The following is an 18,376-nucleotide window of genomic DNA, read 5'->3' on the forward strand; positions in this document are numbered from 1 at the left end:
GCCACCAACCGCAACCTCAAGCTCGAAGCCGCCTCCCACCACTTCCGCCCCGACCTCTACTACCGCCTTTCCGTGTTTACGGTGCTGGTACCGGGCCTCAATGAACGGCGCGAAGACATTGCTCCGCTGGCCGACTACTTCTTGCAGTACTTTGCGGCCCGCCTGCGCAAGCGCCTGCGCGGGCTGGAGCCGGAAGCACTGCACCAGCTCCAACGCTACGACTGGCGGGGCAACGTGCGCGAGCTGAAGAACGTGTTGGAGCGCGCCGCTATCCTGGCTGATAGCGACCTACTGACTGTGGATGACCTACCCGCGGAGTTTCACTATTTATCCGCTACCCCGGCCACCGATGCAGCTTCTGACCGCAGCCTCCGCACGCTAGAAAAACAACAGATCCGGCAGGTGCTCCACGAAACCGGCGGCAACAAGATGGAAGCGGCCCGCCAGCTTGGTATCGGTACCAAAACCCTATACCGCAAGATTCAAGAGTACGGCTTGTAGGCGAGGAAGAGTGCTAGTGGGGGCTTTCTTGTGTAGTGGGTACTATCGGCTGAAAGAGACGATATTATCTGTTACTTGCGTAAGCCGGCTTCTGGAAACGGAAGCCCGAGAAATATATCTACTAGCCCCTTATCTATGCACAAGCACCTACTTGGCTTCCTGTTAATAACACCGTGGCTAGCCAACGCCCAAACAACAACGTACTTTACCGTCAAAGGCACCCTAGGCAAGCACGACGCCCCGGCCAAGGTGTACCTGCTGCGGGACAATGCAGTAGCCGATTCGGCCACGCTGAAAAATGGCACGTTTGAACTGAAGGGGACCACCGTCGCGCCTATCATGGCGGACCTGATATTCCGGCCCAAGGGTCGTCTAGGGAGCTTATCTGATCCCATGAAAGACCGTGCCCACCTATTTTTGGAGCCCGGCACACTATCAATTGTCAGCCCCGACTCATTGGCCCACGCTACCATAAAAGGCGGCCCTGTCAACACGGATTATGCGCGGCTGAATGAGTCGACAAAGCCAATTCTTGCCCACATTCAGGCCCTTGGGGCCGACGTGCAGAAAGCGACGGTACAGCAGCGGCAGGACCCGGCTTTCAACGAGCAAGTAAAACGTCAATTTGATGGGTTGACCACGCAATATGTCACCGCCAATTATGCCTTTATCAAAGCCAACCCTACCTCTTGGGTTAGCCTGCATGCACTACTAGATATGCAAATGCGAGACCTGCCGCAGTATACCGTGGTGGGTCCGCTGTACGAGGCCTTGAGCCCTACGCTTAAAAACAGCCCCCAAGGCCGAACATACGGGGAGCTGGTACGCGGCCTGAAAGCCGTGGCCATTGGGGCCCAAGCCCCGGATTTCTCCCAGCAAACTCCCGAGGGCAAAACGGTATCGTTGCGCGACTACCGCGGCAAGTACGTGCTGGTTGACTTCTGGGCCTCTTGGTGCGGTCCCTGCCGCGAGGAAAATCCGACCGTTGTCAAGGCCTATAGCCGGTACAAGGGCCACAACTTCGAGGTAGTAGGTGTGTCGCTAGACAGCGAGAAAGACCGCGCCAAGTGGGTCCAAGCCATCCAAGACGACAAACTACCCTGGACCCAGGTTTCGGACCTGAAGGGCTTCGAAAACGCGGCCGCACGCAGCTACTACGTGAGCGGTATTCCGCAGAACTACCTGATTGACCCCACGGGCAAAATTGTGGCCGCGAACCTTAAAGGCAACGAACTGGAAGCTACCCTGGCCAAATACATCAAGTAGGCCGATAACTGGCGCCGGATACCATTCCTGCGTTGCTGAAGATCATATACCGGGTTATTCTGACCGCCGCACCGGGTCAGAATGACCCGGTTTTTTGCTACTAGGCCAAGCAGTAAAAGGCCGCCGCAAAAATTATTCAACTGACTACGAGAAGACTACAGCAAGCAGCATGCTACACAAAGCGGCTTGGGCTCGGATTGGCAATGAGGGACAACACACGTCAATTCCAACGCTTATGCCTCCTGCTTTCCTGATTCTAGTTCTCACCGCCGCGGGCCTCGCCGGGTTCGGGCTCTTCTACAAGTCGGTCGACTTCTTTGACCACATCTAACGCTGTCTCCTGCCATGATGGTCGCCCTGTTTTTCCTGTCCCTCGCCACGTTCGGCTACCTCTGCTACGTGCTGCTGCGCCCCGAACGATTCTAGTCTCCTTTTGTCATGATCAACGAACTACTCGGCATCAGCGCCATTTATTTCCTGACGCTGGTGCTGGCCCTGCCGCTGGGCCACTACCTGGCCCGGGTGTTTAAGGGCGAGAAGAACCTGCTGGATTTCCTGCAGCCCATAGAAAACGGCATTTTCCGCCTCTCCGACATTGATGCCCGCCGCGAAATGAGCTGGCAGCAGCACCTGGTAGCCCTGCTTACCATCAACCTCGTGTGGTTTCTGCTGGCTATGCTGGTCCTCTCTACCCAGGGCAGCCTACCCCTCAATCCCGACCAAAACCCCAGCATGTCGCCGGACCTGGCGTTTAACACGGCCATTTCCTTTCTGGTAAACTGCAACCTGCAGCACTACAGCGGCGAGTCGGGCCTGAGCTACCTCTCCCAGCTTGTGGTGATTACCTTCCTGCAATTTGTGAGTGCCGCTACCGGCATTGCGGCGGCCGTGGTGGTATTCAACGCCCTGCAAACCCGCGCCACCGACAAGCTGGGCAACTTTTACAACTACTTCCTGAAGAGCCTCACGCGTCTGCTGCTGCCCGGCTCCCTGCTGGTAGCCTTGCTGCTGGCCTTCAACGGCACCCCCATGACCTTGCAAGGCAAGCAGGAGCTAGTGACCTTACAGGGCGATTCCGTGGCCGTGTCGCGCGGGCCGGTGGCGGCTATGGTGGCTATTAAAGAGCTGGGTACCAACGGGGGCGGTTTCTACGGAGCCAACTCGGCTCACCCCCTCGAAAACCCCAACTACCTCACCAATGCCATTGAGAACATCGCCCTGGTTATCATTCCCATGGCCATGGTATTTGCCCTGGCTTCTACCTGAATCGCCGCAAGCTGGCCCTGATGATTTTTGGGGTCATGACGGTGGGCTTCGTGGTGCTGCTGGCCCCTACGGTGTACTATGAGCTACAGGGCAACCCTGCTATCAGCCACCTGGGCGTGAACCAGGAGCTGGGGGCGCTGGAAGGCAAGGAAATGCGGTTTGGCGCGGCCGCTTCGGCCTACTGGAGCATTACCAACACGGTTATCAGCTGTGGCTCGGTGAACTCCATGCACGACTCGTTCATGCCGCTTTCCGGACTGACGCAGATGCTGGGCATGATGACCAACGCCTTTTACGGGGGCTGCGGGGTAGGGCTACTCAACTTCTTCGCCTACCTTATCATTGCCGTGTTTATTGCCGGCCTGATGGTAGGCCGCACGCCCGAGCTACTGGGCAAGAAGATTGAGGCCCGCGAGATGAAAATTGCCATCCTCGTGACGCTGCTGCACCCCCTGCTGATTCTAGCGGGCACGGCCCTCACTACCCACCTCTACGCCAGCAACCCCCAGGAGTACGCTGGCTGGCTGGCCAACCCCGGCTACCACGGTTTCTCCGAGATGCTGTATGAGTTTACCTCCGCCTCCGCCAACAACGGCTCCGGCTTCGAGGGCCTTGGCGACAACACGCCCTGGTGGAACATCAGCACGGGGGTAGTGCTGCTGCTGTCCCGCTTCCTGCCCATCATCGGTCCGGTGGCTATTGCTGGCTTGCTGGCCCGCAAGAAGTACGTGCCCGAAAGCGCCGGCACCCTGCCCGCCGACACGGCCACCTTCGGCGTGATGGTAATGGCCGTCATCGTCATCATTGCCGCCCTGGCCTTCTTCCCGGCCCTTGCCCTGGGGCCCCTGGCCGAGCACTTCTCCCTGTATTAGCATGCTTGGGAGTTGAGAGACTAGGGCTTAGCTCTAACGCACCCTCTCTCAGCTCTAGGTTCTACCCTCTGAGTTTTACACTCTCATGTCTTCGAAAGAACAATCTTTGTTTCAACCCGCGCTGGTGCAGGAGGCTATCAAACAGGCCTTCGTCAAGCTCGACCCGCGCGTGATGTTCCGCAACCCGGTGATGTTCACCGTGGAAATTGGGACGGTGGTGATGCTGCTCGTGACGCTGGGGCTGCTCGTCAAGTCCGATGCGGCCCAGGCTCTTTCGCCTATAACTTCACCGTGTTTATGGTCCTGTTTCTGACCTTGCTGTTCGCCAACTTTGCCGAGGCTATTGCCGAGCTCGCGGCAAGGCCCAGGCCGAAAGCCTGCGCAAAACCCGCGAGGAAACCCCTGCCCGCGTCATCGACGAAAAAGGCAACATCTCCTCGGTATCTTCTTCTCAGCTTCAGAAAGGCCAGGTATTCCTGGTGGAGGCCGGTGAAATCATCCCCACCGACGGGGAGATTATCGAGGGCTTGGCTACCATCGATGAATCGGCCATTACGGGCGAATCGGCCCCGGTAATTCGGGAAGCTGGTGGGGACAAGTCGTCGGTTACGGGCGGTACCAAAGTGCTGTCGGACCGCATTAAGGTGGTGGTAACCACGGCCCCCGGCGAGTCGTTTCTGGATAAGATGATTGCCCTGGTGGAAGGCGCTTCGCGGCAAAAAACACCTAACGAAATTGCCCTTACCATTCTGCTGGCGGGCTTTACGCTGGTGTTCATCATTGTGTGCGTGACCTTGCAGCCCTTCGCCGCCTACGCCAACACGCCCATTGCCATTGCCTCCTTCATTGCCTTATTCGTGTGTCTGATTCCGACCACCATCGGCGGGCTACTCTCGGCTATTGGCATTGCGGGCATGGACCGCGCTCTGCGCGCTAACGTCATCACCAAAAGCGGCAAAGCCGTGGAAACCGCCGGCGACATTGATGTGCTACTCCTAGACAAAACCGGCACAATCACCATCGGCAACCGCAAAGCCACCCACTTCTGGCCCGCACCGGGGGTCGACGAGCAACAGTTCATTGAATTTGCTACCCTGTCCTCCCTCACCGACGAAACCCCCGAGGGCAAGAGCATCGTGGAGCTGGCCCGCGAAAAGCACGTAAACCCCGATCAGTTGCAAGTCCGCCTACAAGGCGCCGAGCTGATTAAGTTTACGGCCGAAACCCGCAGCTCCGGCGTAACGCTGGCCGGCGGCCAACGGCTGCGCAAAGGCGCTTCCGATGCCATCCGCCAGCTAGCCAACAAGGCCAACCAGCCCTTCCCCCAGGAAACCACTCAGCGCGCGGAGGCCATTGCCAGCAACGGCGGCACCCCGCTGGTAGTCAGTGAAAACGACCGAGTGCTGGGGGTAGTAGAGCTGCAGGATATCATCAAGCCCGGCATTCAGGAGCGGTTTGAGCGCCTGCGCAAAATGGGCATCAAAACGGTGATGGTCACCGGCGACAACCCGCTTACGGCCCGCTTCATTGCCGAAAAAGCAGGCGTCGATGACTTCATTGCCGAGGCTAAGCCCGAGGACAAGATGACCTACATACGGCGCGAGCAGCAGGAAGGCAAGCTAGTAGCCATGATGGGCGACGGCACCAATGATGCGCCCGCCCTAGCCCAGGCCGACGTGGGAGTAGCCATGAACTCGGGCACCCAGGCCGCCAAGGAAGCCGGCAACATGGTGGACCTCGACAACGACCCCACCAAGCTCATTGAGGTAGTGGAAATTGGGAAGCAGCTGCTTATGACCCGCGGCACGCTCACCACGTTCAGCATCGCCAACGACGTAGCCAAGTACTTTGCCATCGTGCCAGCCCTGTTCATGGTGGCCATTCCGAGCCTGGGTGCGCTAAACATCATGGGCCTGAAGTCGCCGCAGTCGGCCATTCTTTCGGCGGTCATTTTCAATGCCATTATCATTCCGCTGCTGGTGCCGCTGGCATTGCGCGGGGTAGCCTACAAGCCCATCGGTGCCTCGGCCCTGTTGCGCCGCAACCTGCTGGTGTATGGCCTGGGTGGCATTATCGTCCCCTTCATCGGCATCAAAGCCATTGATTTGCTGGTAGGACTGTTTTTGTAAGAACGAAACTCCCCTCCTCAGATGATTCCGCGCATCAAGCGGGGAGGGGACGCGGCGGCGTAGCCGACGCTGGGGTGGTTGACCCGCGTGCTGATGTTGTTTACCTGAACGGCCCAACTCCGAATCGTTCAGCGAGTAATCAACCACCCCTAGCCCCTCCTCATCTGAGGAGGGGAACTAGTACTAACTCTAGTCTGAGCTTTCTAGCTTCTACTTCCATGAAACAACACCTGCTTCCCGCTTTCCGCTTAACCCTAGTGCTTCTAGTGGTGTGCTGCATGATTTACCCAGCGCTGGTATGGGCCGGGGCGCAACTGGCCCCGAATGGCGGTCAGGGCGAAACCATCAGTCACCGGGGCCGCGTGGTGGGCTACGATAATGTGGGCCAGAAATTCACCCGTCCGGAGTACTTCTGGTCGCGCCCCTCGGCGGTTGACTACAACTCGGCCGGCTCGGCGGGCTCCAACAAAGGTCCCAGCAACCCCGAGTACCAAGCCACGGTGCAAGCCCGCCTCGATACGTTTCTGCTCCAGAACCCCGGCGTAAGCAAAGCCAGGTGCCCGCCGAGCTACTTACTGCCTCGGGCTCCGGCCTCGACCCACACCTCTCGCCTGCGGGCGCCGCCGTGCAGGTAGCCCGCGTGGCCCGCGCCCGCCAACTCGACGCCGCCAGAGTGCAGGCCCTGGTAGCCCAGCATACCCAACATAGCCTTCTGGGACCTGATCGAGTAAACGTGCTGCGCCTGAACGTGGCCCTTGATGAACGAAGCGGCCACTAATCGACCGGTTTTACCACAGTTTACGCCGCTGTTTAGCAGCCTAGTGATGACCTCCTGGGAGGCTTCGGCTTCCCATCATAATGCCTTTCTTTACCCATTTCTGAGCCACCTTACCGCTTTGCGGCGCTCCTCTCCCCATGAAATCTATTTCTCTGCTTGCCCTCGGCTTACTCGCTGCTTCCACTGCGGTGGCTCAAACCCGGCCTGTGGCGGCCGATACGGTAGTAACGCCCGCCGAGGCTCCGGCCACGCCTGCTGCCAACCCGCTTACCCCCTATGGCTTTGTGGACGGCTACTATGGTTACGACATCAAGCACGCCGCCACCAACGACCGGCCAAGCTTTCTGTACTCCCACGACCGCCAGAACGAGTTTACGGTGAACAATGCCGTCCTGGGCTTACGCTACGACAACGGGCAGGTGCGCGGAGCATTAGGCCTGCACGCCGGCACCTATGTATCGGCCAACTACGCCGCCGAAGACCAGGTACTTAAGCATCTCTACGAAGCCTATGCCGGCTTCCGGCCTTTCCAGAAGGCATGGCTGGACGTGGGTGTTTTTGGTTCTCACATCGGCTTTGAGTCGGCCATTAGTAAGGACAACTGGACCCTGACCCGCTCCCTGATGGCCGAAAACTCGCCCTACTACGAGGCCGGGGCCCGGTTCACCTACGAAGTAGACCCCAAGCTAACGCTCACGGCCCTGGTGCTCAACGGCTGGCAGAACATTCGGGAAAACAACCAGAAGAAGGCCGTGGGAACTCAACTTCAGTGGAGGCCCACTGAAAAGCTGCTCATCAACAGCAGCACGTTCTACGGCAACGAGCAGCCTCAGGACCTAGCAAAACGCCGCCGCTACTTCCACGATTTCTACGTGAGCTACGCCGCCACTGAGCGTCTGAGCGTGGCCGGCGTATTCGACGTGGGCAAGCAGGAGCAGGCCGCCCGCGGCAGTAAGGCCGATACCTGGCACACCGGCGCCGCTTCGTACGCTATAAGCTGGCCGAGAAATGGTCGGCCACAGCCCGCGCGGAGTACTACCATGCCGACCACGGCGTCATCATTTCCTCGATTTCGCCCGTCGCTACCGATGCCGACTTTCAAGTGAAAGCCGCTTCCCTCAACCTGGACTACCTACCGACAAGCAACGTGGCCTTTCGGGTCGAAGGCCGCGTGTTCCACTCCGGCCAGGATTTCCTCACCGACCGCAACGGCCAACCTACCAACTCTTACGGCAACCTGACCAGCAGCATTGCCCTTTCTTTCTAGGAAGAAAGTAGCGGCAAGAACCACCCCCGCAACGCCTACCCCCTATGACGCCTTCCAACGATGACTCCCAGTTGCGCGACCAATCGGCGGAGCGGTTCTTGCGGCTGGTGCAGGAGCCGCGGCGCGGTCGGCTGAAGGTGTACATTGGGCTGGCCGCGGGGGTAGGAAAAACCTACCGCATGCTGCAGGAGGCCCAGGAGCTGCGCCAGCACGGGGTAGACGCCGTGCTCGGCTACGTGGAAACCCACGGCCGCGCTGGCACGGTAGCACAACTTAGAAACCTACCTTTAGTAAAGCGCAAACGTATTTTTTATAAGGGGCGAATGCTGGAAGAAATGGACGTGCCAGCCATTTTACAGCGGCGCCCCTCGGTGGTGGTGGTAGACGAACTAGCCCATACGAATGTGCCGGGAGCCGGCAACGAAAAGCGCTGGCAGGATGTGGAACAGCTAGTGCGAGCGGGCATTTCCGTCATCACCGCCGTTAATGTTCAGCACCTGGAAAGCCTGCACGACCAAGTGCTGCGCATCACGGGCCAAGACGTGACCGAGCGGGTGCCCGACCAGCTCCTCAAACTGGCCGACGAGGTAGTGAACGTGGACCTGACCGTGCCCGAGCTGCGGGCGCGGCTGGAGGAAGGCAAAATCTACGACCCGCAGAAGGTACCCACAGCCCTACGCAACTTCTTTCAGCCCGAAAATTTGCTACAACTGCGCGAGCTGGCGTTGCGGGAAGTAGCCGGCCAGCTTAGTCGGCAGATTGATGCGGGCGTGGCCGCCGTGCCCGCCACGCGCCGCAACCACGACCGTTTACTGGCCTGCATTAACTCCAATGCTCCGGCAGCCCGCGAAATCATTCGCAAAACGTCCCGCCTCGCCGACCGCCTGGGCACTACCACTTGGTACGTGCTGTACGTGCAAACCGCCCGCGAATCGGCCGACCGCGTCGGGCTGGCTACCCAACGACACCTGCTGCGCAACTTGCAATTGGTGACCGAGCTGGGCGGCCAGATTCTGCGGATAAAGTCGGACGAGGTGGTGACGGAGATACTGCGCGTGGCCCAGGAAAAACGCGCTACCCTGCTTATTTGCGGCGTCACGCGGGAGAAACACTGGTGGCAGCGCCTATCCCGGCCGAGCACCACGGCCGCCCTAATCCGGGCGGTAGCCCGCACCGATACCGACCTGGACCTTTTCCTGGTGACCTACTAATGCTGCCCTCCGGTGCCGCTGGCTTCCTACCCCTCCTTCGCTCATGAACCTTAAAACTAAAATCACGCTGGCGTTCCTGACCATGCTGCTCCTGCTGCTGGGCGTCAGCGCGTTTACCCTGTACTCACTTAACCGCTTGGACCGCAGCGCCCGCAACGTGTTGCAGGACAACCTATACTCCGTGGAACTGGGCCAGCACATGTTGCGGGCCCTCGACCAGCTTCAGGCGCAGGAGGCACCGCTGGACACGCAAGCCAAGCAACAGTTTGAGCAGCTGCTAGCCCGCGAGGCTGGCAACGTCACCGAGCCCGGCGAGCAGGAGGTGGTCGATTCCTTGTTTAGTGAGCTGGCTAGTACGGAGCGGTATCTGGCTTCTGACACTACTGCGCCGCAGATTTGGCGCGCGCACATGGGCCAGTTGCGGCAGCTGACCTACCGCATGGTGAACGTGAATACCCAGGCCCTGACGCGCAAAAATGAAGCCGCCAACCGTCTGGCTACCCAGCAGAGCGGCTACGTGCTGGCCCTGCTCACGTTTGCGGTCCTAACCTGCCTGTTGTTTGTGCTGAGCGTGCCCGAAGCTGCCGTGAGCGGGTTGCGCAAGCTCTCGGCCAGCATCGAAAACGCTACCCACCAGGACTACTCCAACTCTATTCCCGTAGAAACCCACGACGAGTTTGGCACAGTGGCGCGGGCCTTCAACCGCCTACTGGTGCAGTTGCAGGACTACCGCACCTCTACCCTGGCCCAAATCCTGACCGAGCGCAACCGCATGGCCAGCATGGTTAATAACCTAGACGAGGGCCTGCTGCTGGTCGATGAAACCCGACGGATCATTCTGGCTAACCCGGCTGCCCTGAACTTGCTGACCCTCCCCGCGGAACAGCTGCTTCACCGCTCCGCCGACGACGTAGCCCAGGAAAACGACTTGTTCCGGGAGCTGTTGCGCCACCTCGACACGCCCGCCGCCCGCCGCTCCACCGAGGCGGCGCCGGTGCTCACGCTGGCGCAAAACGGCGAGGAAGCGTACTACCGCGTAGCCGTAAACGACGTGGTGAGCTTCAACCAGGCCCTGGAAAAAACGGAGTTCGTGGGCTCAATCCTGACGCTGCATAACGTGTCAGAATACAAGAAGCTGGACCAGGCCAAATCCAACTTCCTGGCTACCGTGTCGCACGAGCTGAAAACGCCCCTGTCCAGCATCAACTTTAGCCTGAAGCTGCTGCAAAACGGCAAGGTGGGCATTGTGAACGAGGAGCAGCAGAAAATTCTGGCTACCATCAAGCAGGAAAACCAGCGGCTGCTGAAACTGGTGGGTGAGCTCATTGACGTGTCGCGCCTGGAGTCGGGCAACATTCAGCTCAACTTCCAGCCCACCCGCATCCACGACATCGTGCAGTTTGCCGCCGCTACCATTCACCTGCAATTGCAGCCCAAGCAGCTGACCTTGGATGTGCAACTGCCCGACTACCTGCCCACAGTGCGCGCCGATGTGGAGAAAACCACCTGGGTACTACTCAACCTGCTGGCCAACGGCATTCGCTACTCTCCGGAGCAGGGCGCGCTGCATATTCGCGCCGCCCTCACCCCGGACGCGCCGCCCCAGGTGCAGATCAGCGTGCACGACCATGGCCCCGGCATTGCGCCCCAGTACCAGGAGAAAATATTTCAGCGTTTTGTGCAGATTCCCGACAAAAGCGGCTACAAAGGCGGTTCGGGCCTGGGTTTGAGCATTGCCCGGGAGTTTATCACAAGTCAGGGTGGGCAGCTCTGGGTGGAAAGTGAACTGGGTACGGGCAGCACTTTCTCATTTTCGCTTCCCCTCAGCACCTAACGCAACCCTACGGCTGACTTTTGCGCCGCTCCTGCGTAGAGGAGGTGGCAATCATCAACTGCCCTTCTTACCCTGCCTGCATGCGCCACATCCCCGCCGCCGACCTCCCCGGACTGGAAAAAGTATTTCGCCTGAACCTCGTAAATTCTATTACGGGCTATAAACCGGCCAACTTGGTAGGCACCGCCGACGCCCACGGAGCCACCAACTTAGCTATTGTCAGCTCGGTGCTGCACCTGGGCTCCAACCCGGCCCTGCTGGGCTTTGTTATGCGCCCCACCACCGTGGCCCGTCACACCTACGAAAACATCCGGGCGACGGGCCGCTACACCTTCAACCACGTGCCCACCGGCCAAGAAGGCGCCGCCCACTATACCTCGGCCAACTTTGCGCGGGAAGAATCGGAGTTTGACGCGTGCGGCTTCACGCCCGAATACGTAGATGGGTTCTCGGCCCCGTACGTGCAGGAAAGCCGCATCAAGATTGGGCTGGAGTTGTTGCAGGAAATGCCCATTGAGGCCAACGGCACCGTGCTACTGATTGGCCGGGTTGAGCACATCTACCTGCCCGAAGAAGTTCTCCGCCCCGACGGCTCCCTGGACCTAGTAGCCGCCGGTACGGTGTGCGTATCAGGGCTCGACGGCTACCACGCTGTGCAAGCTCCCGTGCGCTACGGCTACGCCCGCGCTGGCCAGGGCCCCCAGCGCCTCGACTAAACCCGGGCTAGTACCTCATCTGCCGGCGGGGACACCTATCTTTGCGCTTTCACAACTTACCAACCGTTACTATGGGTGCTTGGGGCTACAATAACTTTGACAACGACGACGCGGCCGATTTCTTAGCCGAATTTCGGGAAGACCCCAGCGAGGTACTACTGCTAGAAGCCCTTGTGACGGCCGTGGAGGAAGAAGGCTACCTAGAAGTAGACGCGGCCGGCGCGGCCCTGGCCGCCGCCGAGGTGGTAGCCGCCTGGCTCGGGCAGCCCTCGCCCGACTTCCCCGATGACCTGCTGCCCCGGGCCGATAACCTGGACGTCAGCGACGAGGACGAATTAGTAGAACTCGCCCAGCAAGCCACGCGGGCCGTGTTGCAGAAGTCGGAAATGCGCGACTTATGGGAAGAAAGCGCGGAGTTTACCCAGTGGCAGGCCGCTCAAGCCAACTTATTGGAGCGGCTTGCTTAACAGGAGAGCTATACGCCTACCGCGCCTAGCTTCACCAGTTCTTCCCACACGCGATGTACGGGCAGCCCCATCACGTTGAAGTAGGACCCTTCTAGGCGAGTGACGGCCACCATCCCAATCCAATCCTGGGCACCATAGGCGCCGGCTTTATCCAGCGGCTGGTAGTGCTCCACGTAGTACGCTATTTCGGCCGGGCTCAGGGCTCGAAACACTACCTGAGTCCGGTCGGAAAAGACCACCTGCCGGCCGTCGCCGTGCAACAGGCATACTCCCGTGTATACGTCGTGGGCGCGGCCCTGCAGGCGCTGGAGCATCTGGCGCGCCTCGGCCGCATCAGCGGGCTTGTTGAGCACGTCATCATCCAGGCACACAATAGTATCGGCGGTGATGAGCAGTTCGTCCGGGGCCAGGTCGGGCGCGTAGGCGGCGGCTTTGTGAGCGGCGAGGTACTCGGCTACCTCGTGGCGGTGCAGGGAGGCCGGAAAGTCTTCTTCCACCTCGCGCAGGCGCACCTCATACGCCAGGCCTAGTTCAGTGAGAAGCTGGCGGCGGCGGGGAGAATTAGATGCCAGCACCAGCCGGGGGCGCGCAGCAAGGGAATCAGGAGCGGAAAGCGGCATAAAAGGGAGACGTGGTTTCTTCGTCGCGAATACTCGTAAACAGAAAGCCCCCAATAGTTTTGGGGTAGAAAAACGTGGACTTGGGCGGCATTACTGCGCCCGAGTGGCATACTCGCTCCACTTCATCCATGGTTACTTCGTTGGTAATAAAGGCGGCGCAGGCTTCCCCCCGATCTACGCGAGTCAGGCACTCCGAAAAATTGCGCACGTAGGCTACCCCTGACCACTGACGCTGGGCTTCTGGTCCGACCACGCCAAGGGCCTTCTCTAACACAAAAAAGTGCAGCACGGTCAAATCTAGGGCCTTCACCTCGGGCGTGGTATCCCAATCTAGCTGGGCGTGCACCTCGGGCCGCAGGCGTAGCTTGTAGGCCTGCCCGTCGCCCAAATACAAGCCAAACGCCCACGGCTTACCGGCAATGCGCTCGGGCAAATCGTAAGGGTCATCGAGGGGCAGCACCGTAAAGTAGGGCTGCAAGCGCGTCAACAGCTCTGCCTGGCTTACGCCCTCGGGCAGGTCTAGCAACAGGCGATGGGTAGGCAAAATGCGAAGGTCATCGGCGGCGGCATTGGTCAGGTACATCAGGTGGTAGTTCCACGCCTCCTGGCCGGTATAAGCCGCCCCCGCTGCTTGGCGCCGCGCCAGCCGGTAGGCCAACGAGCCCTCGTAGCGGTGGTGGCCGTCGGCTAGGATGATTTGGCGAGCCGCCAGCACATGCTGAAACCGCCGGATGACGTGGGCATCCTGAATTACGGCCAACACGTCGCGCGCGCCTGGTAGTCCTCTTCTGTTTGGTACAGCGGGTCCAGCATGGCCTCGTCGAGGTAGCGCTCCAACTCAAACGCATCGTCGCGGTAGAGGCCATGGGTGGCACTAGTTTGGAAACGAGTCCGGCTCAGTAACTCGGCCCGGTCGTTGACAGCTGCCGGCAGCGTATTTTCGTGCCGCAGTATTACTTCCTCGGCCCAGTCGTAGGCCCGGATGTGGCACATAAACCCCTTGCGGCAATACTCGCGCGAGCTGCCGGGCAACCGGAAATACTGATAGTAGACGTAAATGCCAGGCAACGCATCCTGTTGGAGAATGCCCTGCTCCTGCCACTGCATGAGCCGCCGCAAGGCTTCACCCGCCGCATCTTCGCCCCGCGGCACCGACAAGTGAATACTATTCAGCGGGTTGCGGTAGAGTGCTTCCCGCTGCTTTGCTGACACGACATCAAACAGAGGCGAAACGTAGTCGTCGATGCGCGCACTTAGCTCCGCGTTGTAGCGCCAGCCCCGGACAGGTTGAATTTCAGCCAATTTTTGAGAATGAGATGATGGAGTGAGACCAACTGCACAGGCAATTTTCCCGGCAGCTAGCACCGTACGCCAGCCCGGGCCGTAGCAAGCTTGGTTAGATCAGGGAGCGAGGCGGCTTAGCTTCCAGCCATCGGTGTGGCGCTCGTACACAATCCGGTCGTGCAGGCGGGAGGGGCGCCCCTGCCAAAACTCCACGCGCTGGGGTCGCAGCACGTAGCCCCCCCAGTGCTCGGGGCGGGGCAGCGGCTCTTGACCAGCAAAGCGGCTTTCCACTTCCTGTTCGCGCTGCTCTAGCTCCTCCCGGCTCTGGATAGGCTGGCTCTGGGGCGAGGCCCACGCACCGATCTGACTTCCGCGGGGGCGGCTCTGGAAATACTGCGTCGACACGGCTTCCGCCGCTTTTTCTACCCGGCCTTCTATGCGCACTTGCCGCTCCAGCCCGGGCCAGAAGAAGGTAATGGCCGCCAGGGGGCTAGTAGCCAGTTCCTGCCCCTTGCGTGAATCGTAGTTCGTGAAAAAGAGAAAGCCCTGGTCGTCGGGCAAGCCCTTCAGCAGTACCACCCGGGCCGAAGGCTGACCGGCCTCGTTCACGGTAGCCAGCGTCATGGCCGTCGGCTCGTCTAAATGCGCGGCCAGCGCCTCATCAAGCCAGGCTCGAAACTGCCGCACAGCATCCGGGTGCACGTCGGCCTCGGTGAGGGTGCGTTGCGCGTACGTCTGGCGCAGGTCGGCCAGTTGCTGATCTGTCATAGAAAAAAAGCTAAAAGGAAAACTAGGCCTGCCCGGCACCCGGAGCAGTGTTCCAGTTTGGGAAACGTACCCAAATCGGGTGCAAGGTAGCATAATGCGGTCGGCAGCGGAACCCGCCCCCCCCTGCTAGACGTACTGCCCACAGGCTCTCTGCTTTCACGGGCACCGATATGCCCGCCCGCCCAGATGGACCTATTACCACTCCCGCCCTGTTCTCTCCACCCTCTCCCATCCTTTCTCACTAAATGTACTTCCTCCGATGCCACGTCTTCGTTCTGGTAGTCTTCTGATATCACAGCCCTTCCTGGGTGACCCCAACTTTGAGCGCACCGTAGTGCTGCTCTGCAACCACTCCGAGGAGGAAGGCTCCTTTGGCCTGGTGCTAAATCGCCCGGCCACCTTACAACTCGGCGACGTACTGGAACTACCCGGCTCAGACGCCACCCCCCCGGCTACCCTACCGCTGGGGCTGGGTGGGCCCGTTCAGCCCGATACGCTTCACTACCTGCACCGCCGCCCCGGCCTAGAGCACGCCGTTGATCTGGGCCAGGACGTCTTTTGGGGTGGTGATTTCCGCCAGCTACTCGCTGAGTTACAAACCGGTGACCTCTCACCCGAAGAGGTACGTTTGTACGTAGGCTATTCTGGCTGGACGGCCGGCCAGCTAGCTGAAGAGGTACGGGAAAATGTTTGGATAGTGCACCCCAATGCTGCCGGGAAAGTATTTACTTTGGATAATGATGCCTTTTGGCAATCAATTTTGCGCGAAAAAGGCGGCCGCTACCGAATGCTGTCCAACTACCCCACAGACCCTCGTCTGAATTAGCCGCGCCACCCACTGCCCATCTTTGGTTGGGCCCTTGCTCCTGAACTGTATGCTACCCGAAAACGAAAACACTGCCCCCTCCCACTCTGATAATGCCTCAGAGTCGCCCATGAGCATTTTGGAACGTCGCTTGGCCGAAATTCGCGCTCAGCAAGATCCAGCGGGCACTGATGTCACTCCGCCTGCCGCATCTGCAGCGGCCCCAGCTAACAATGCCCCCGCTGCTCCCGTAGCGCCGGGTGCTGCCGATGACATCACGGAACGCCCAGCCCAAGGCACCCAGCCAGCTCCCATTGAACCCGCTGGAGCTGGCACCGCCGAGCCAAACGCAGCCGCTACGGAAGCCGCGGAAACTCCCACCCCGGGCACTCCAGAAGCTAGTGCTGCCGCAGAGTCTGCTACGCACCTGCCAACTGGTATTGCTACGCCTGATCATTCGGCCGCCGAAGATCGAGCCCTGGCGCACTACGGCACAACGCACCCCACTGCTTCAACGGAAGCGGCCTCCTCAAGTACTCCTAGCCCAACGCCCGACGCCTTGTTCGGGTCTCCAGCATCTCCTGCTACGCCTTCAGATTCCCTGGTCACGCCCGAGCCTGAAAGCCTAACTGGTGAGACTTCCGCAGCTACGGAGTCCGAAGCTCCGCACGTAAAACCCGTAGTAGAGTTGTCTTCAACAGAGGCGGCGGAGGCGGCCCTTGAAGCAGCTCCAACCGTGGCTTCTCTGCACACGTCGTCGGATGCGGCCGCTACGGATGACGAGGAAGAGTACGTACCGGATGCGCCGACTGTAGATTTTGCTTCAATGGACTTGGCCACGCAAAGCACCCATCTTCTGGGCTTGCTCCGTCGTCCTGATGCCAGCCAAAACCGCAAGCAAATCTTTGACCTCTACCGCCCATACGACGCGGCCATTCAGGCAGATCGGAACACCGCACGCCAGCACTTTACAGATGCCGGCAACGCTACTGATGATTTCACCTATGCGGGTCCCGCTAGCCACCAGGAGCTAGCCAAGGCATTTCAGGAATTTCGTGACAGCCGCGTACGCGACGCCAAAGCAGAAGATGAGCAACGGGCTAAAAACCTGGCGCACAAGCAATACTTGCTTTCCCAATTGCGCCAGCTAGTAGAGTCGGCTGAGACGAAAGACAGCTCGGCACGCATCAAAGCCTTGCAGAGCGACTGGAAAGCTACCGGCCCAGTTCCGCAGAAAGAGGCCCAGGAACTGTGGAATAGCTACCACGCCCTCCTAGATATTTTTTATAACAACCGTGGTCTGTTCTTCGAAATGAAGGAGTTAGACCGTCGCCGGAACCAAGAGGCTAAAGAAGCGCTGATTACGCGAGCCGAAGCGCTGCAGCAGCAGTCCAGCATCAACAAAGCCCTGCAGGAACTCCGCCAGTTACACGAAGAGTGGAAACACGTAGGTCCCGTACCCAACGAACAACGTGAGGCCTTATGGCAGCGTTTCCTCCAGGCATCCGAAAAAGTACACGACCGTAAGAAAGACTTTTTATCGGCTCGTAATACCCAAGAAACCGCCAACTTGGAGCGCAAAACAGCTCTATTAAACCAGCTCAAGCCTTTCGGTGATTTCCAAACCGAGCGCGTAAACGAGTGGCGAGCCAAGACGGATGAGCTGCAGAAACTGAAAGAAGAGTGGGATGCTGCCGGGCTGGTTCCTCGCGACAAGGCGGAGCAGATGAACAAGCAGTTCTGGGGCGCGTACAAAGGCTTTTTTCAGCGCAAAAATCAGTTCTTCAAGGCTCTCGACGAAGAGAAGAATACCAACTTAAAGCGGAAGCTGGAGTTGTGTGAGCAGGCGGAAGCAGCTTTGCAGAATACCAACTGGGAGGAAGCACGCGAGACCGTCATTCGGCTGCAAAAAGAGTGGAAGTTGGTGGGCCGGGTGCCAGAAAAACAGTCGGATAAAGTATGGAATCGTTTCCGCACCGCTTGCGACTCGTTCTTTGACCGCAAAAAAGAGGAAACTCGCCAGCGTGAACACCACGTGCAGCAAGTAAATCAGGAGCAAAACCAGTACCTCGACCGACTGTCGGAGATAGTAGCTGCCGTTTCGGCCGATACTCCTGGTACCGTTGAGGGTTTCCGCCAGCACGTAAGTGAATGGCGCGCTTTTGATGGTACCACCCGGAGTAATGAGCGCGCCGAGGACAAATTTCAAGCTCTAATGGGCAAGTACTTGGATGCTGTTCCCAGCTTGTCCTATGCGGAGCGAACTGACCTATTGTTCAATCTCCAAGTCGAACGGCTGAAATCAGCGCCCGATGCCCAACAACAGCTCTACAAGAAGGAGCAATCCTTACGGCGAGAAATCAACGAACTGGAGAATGATATCTCCACGCTCAAAACAAACCTTGAGTTTTTTGCCCGCTCTAAGAACGCAAGCCAATTGCGGGAGGAATACCAGGGCCGAATCGATGAAGCGCAACACCGTATTGATGCCCTTAAGAAGCAGCTAAAAGCAGTTCGCAGCTAGTGCCTGACAATCTACCTACTAAAAAAGGGTCCTGGCGTACGCCAGGACCCTTTTTTAGTAGGTAGATT

The 18,376-nt window shown here is 59.2% G+C and carries 15 protein-coding genes and 3 pseudogenes; 14 read left to right on the plus strand and 4 right to left on the minus strand.

Going from position 1 to position 18,376, the window contains the following annotated elements; all coding sequences use genetic code 11:
• The 12 genes and pseudogenes from VI25_RS18580 to VI25_RS18625 all read left to right on the plus strand — a co-directional run.
• Positions 1-501 (plus strand): sigma-54-dependent Fis family transcriptional regulator (locus tag VI25_RS18580; RefSeq protein ID WP_161806980.1); only part of this gene is annotated, 501 nt, incomplete at its 5' end.
• A gap of 135 nt (positions 502-636) precedes the next feature.
• On the plus strand, positions 637-1,767 hold the full coding sequence (locus VI25_RS18585) for a TlpA disulfide reductase family protein (RefSeq protein WP_055562728.1): 1,131 nt from the start codon (positions 637-639) through the stop codon (positions 1,765-1,767).
• A gap of 348 nt (positions 1,768-2,115) precedes the next feature.
• Positions 2,116-2,193: a K(+)-transporting ATPase subunit F gene (gene kdpF / locus VI25_RS29005; RefSeq protein WP_143436984.1), complete on the plus strand. Its 78-nt coding sequence runs from the start codon at positions 2,116-2,118 to the stop codon at positions 2,191-2,193.
• A 12-nt stretch (positions 2,194-2,205) separates the two neighbouring features.
• A pseudogene (gene kdpA / locus VI25_RS18590) lies at positions 2,206-3,905 on the plus strand (potassium-transporting ATPase subunit KdpA).
• 85 nt (positions 3,906-3,990) lie between these two features.
• Positions 3,991-6,034 (plus strand): annotated as a pseudogene (gene kdpB / locus VI25_RS18595) (potassium-transporting ATPase subunit KdpB).
• A 278-nt stretch (positions 6,035-6,312) separates the two neighbouring features.
• Positions 6,313-6,812, plus strand: a pseudogene (locus tag VI25_RS18600) (potassium-transporting ATPase subunit C).
• 137 nt (positions 6,813-6,949) lie between these two features.
• Positions 6,950-7,918: an outer membrane beta-barrel protein gene (locus VI25_RS18605; RefSeq protein ID WP_052695210.1), complete on the plus strand. Its 969-nt coding sequence runs from the start codon at positions 6,950-6,952 to the stop codon at positions 7,916-7,918.
• Complete coding sequence (locus VI25_RS29010; protein WP_410503444.1) at positions 7,810-8,079, plus strand: outer membrane beta-barrel protein; 270 nt, start codon at positions 7,810-7,812, stop codon at positions 8,077-8,079. Before VI25_RS18605 ends, VI25_RS29010 begins: the two co-directional genes overlap by 109 nt.
• Positions 8,080-8,123: 44 nt before the next feature.
• On the plus strand, positions 8,124-9,290 hold the full coding sequence (locus VI25_RS18610; protein ID WP_045688603.1) for a histidine kinase: 1,167 nt from the start codon (positions 8,124-8,126) through the stop codon (positions 9,288-9,290).
• Between the two features lie 43 nt (positions 9,291-9,333).
• The gene (locus VI25_RS18615) at positions 9,334-11,124 is read left to right on the plus strand and encodes an ATP-binding protein (protein WP_045688602.1); all 1,791 of its coding nucleotides are present in this window, start codon (positions 9,334-9,336) and stop codon (positions 11,122-11,124) included.
• 80 nt (positions 11,125-11,204) lie between these two features.
• Positions 11,205-11,840 carry a flavin reductase family protein gene (locus tag VI25_RS18620; protein ID WP_045688601.1) on the plus strand — a complete coding sequence of 212 codons (636 nt, stop codon included), beginning with the start codon at positions 11,205-11,207 and terminating at the stop codon, positions 11,838-11,840.
• A gap of 71 nt (positions 11,841-11,911) precedes the next feature.
• Complete coding sequence (locus tag VI25_RS18625; protein ID WP_055562729.1) at positions 11,912-12,307, plus strand: DUF4259 domain-containing protein; 396 nt, start codon at positions 11,912-11,914, stop codon at positions 12,305-12,307.
• Positions 12,308-12,315: 8 nt separating this feature from the next.
• On the opposite strand, the gene VI25_RS18630 is transcribed toward VI25_RS18625, so the two are convergent.
• From VI25_RS18630 to pdxH, 4 genes are all read right to left on the minus strand, one after another.
• Positions 12,316-12,927, minus strand: a complete 612-nt coding sequence (locus VI25_RS18630; protein ID WP_045690471.1) for a Maf family nucleotide pyrophosphatase — start codon at positions 12,925-12,927, stop codon at positions 12,316-12,318.
• Positions 12,908-13,690 (minus strand): DUF1015 family protein, encoded by a 783-nt coding sequence (locus VI25_RS28625; protein WP_316934365.1) that lies wholly within the window; start codon positions 13,688-13,690, stop codon positions 12,908-12,910. Before VI25_RS28625 ends, VI25_RS18630 begins: the two co-directional genes overlap by 20 nt.
• Positions 13,678-14,229, minus strand: a complete 552-nt coding sequence (locus VI25_RS28630) for a DUF1015 family protein (RefSeq protein WP_316934366.1) — start codon at positions 14,227-14,229, stop codon at positions 13,678-13,680. Before VI25_RS28630 ends, VI25_RS28625 begins: the two co-directional genes overlap by 13 nt.
• 99 nt (positions 14,230-14,328) lie before the next feature.
• Positions 14,329-14,979, minus strand: a complete 651-nt coding sequence (pdxH, locus tag VI25_RS18640; protein WP_045690470.1) for a pyridoxamine 5'-phosphate oxidase — start codon at positions 14,977-14,979, stop codon at positions 14,329-14,331.
• A gap of 259 nt (positions 14,980-15,238) precedes the next feature.
• On the opposite strand from pdxH, the gene VI25_RS18645 reads away from it, so the two are divergent.
• Positions 15,239-15,805 carry a YqgE/AlgH family protein gene (locus VI25_RS18645; protein WP_045690469.1) on the plus strand — a complete coding sequence of 189 codons (567 nt, stop codon included), beginning with the start codon at positions 15,239-15,241 and terminating at the stop codon, positions 15,803-15,805.
• Positions 15,806-15,854: 49 nt separating this feature from the next.
• Positions 15,855-18,308 (plus strand): DUF349 domain-containing protein, encoded by a 2,454-nt coding sequence (locus VI25_RS18650; protein ID WP_052695696.1) that lies wholly within the window; start codon positions 15,855-15,857, stop codon positions 18,306-18,308.
• The last annotated feature ends 68 nt before the right edge of the window (positions 18,309-18,376 follow it).

This window comes from Hymenobacter sp. AT01-02 (assembly GCF_000961955.2).
GTDB classification, from domain to species: domain Bacteria; phylum Bacteroidota; class Bacteroidia; order Cytophagales; family Hymenobacteraceae; genus Hymenobacter; species Hymenobacter mucosus.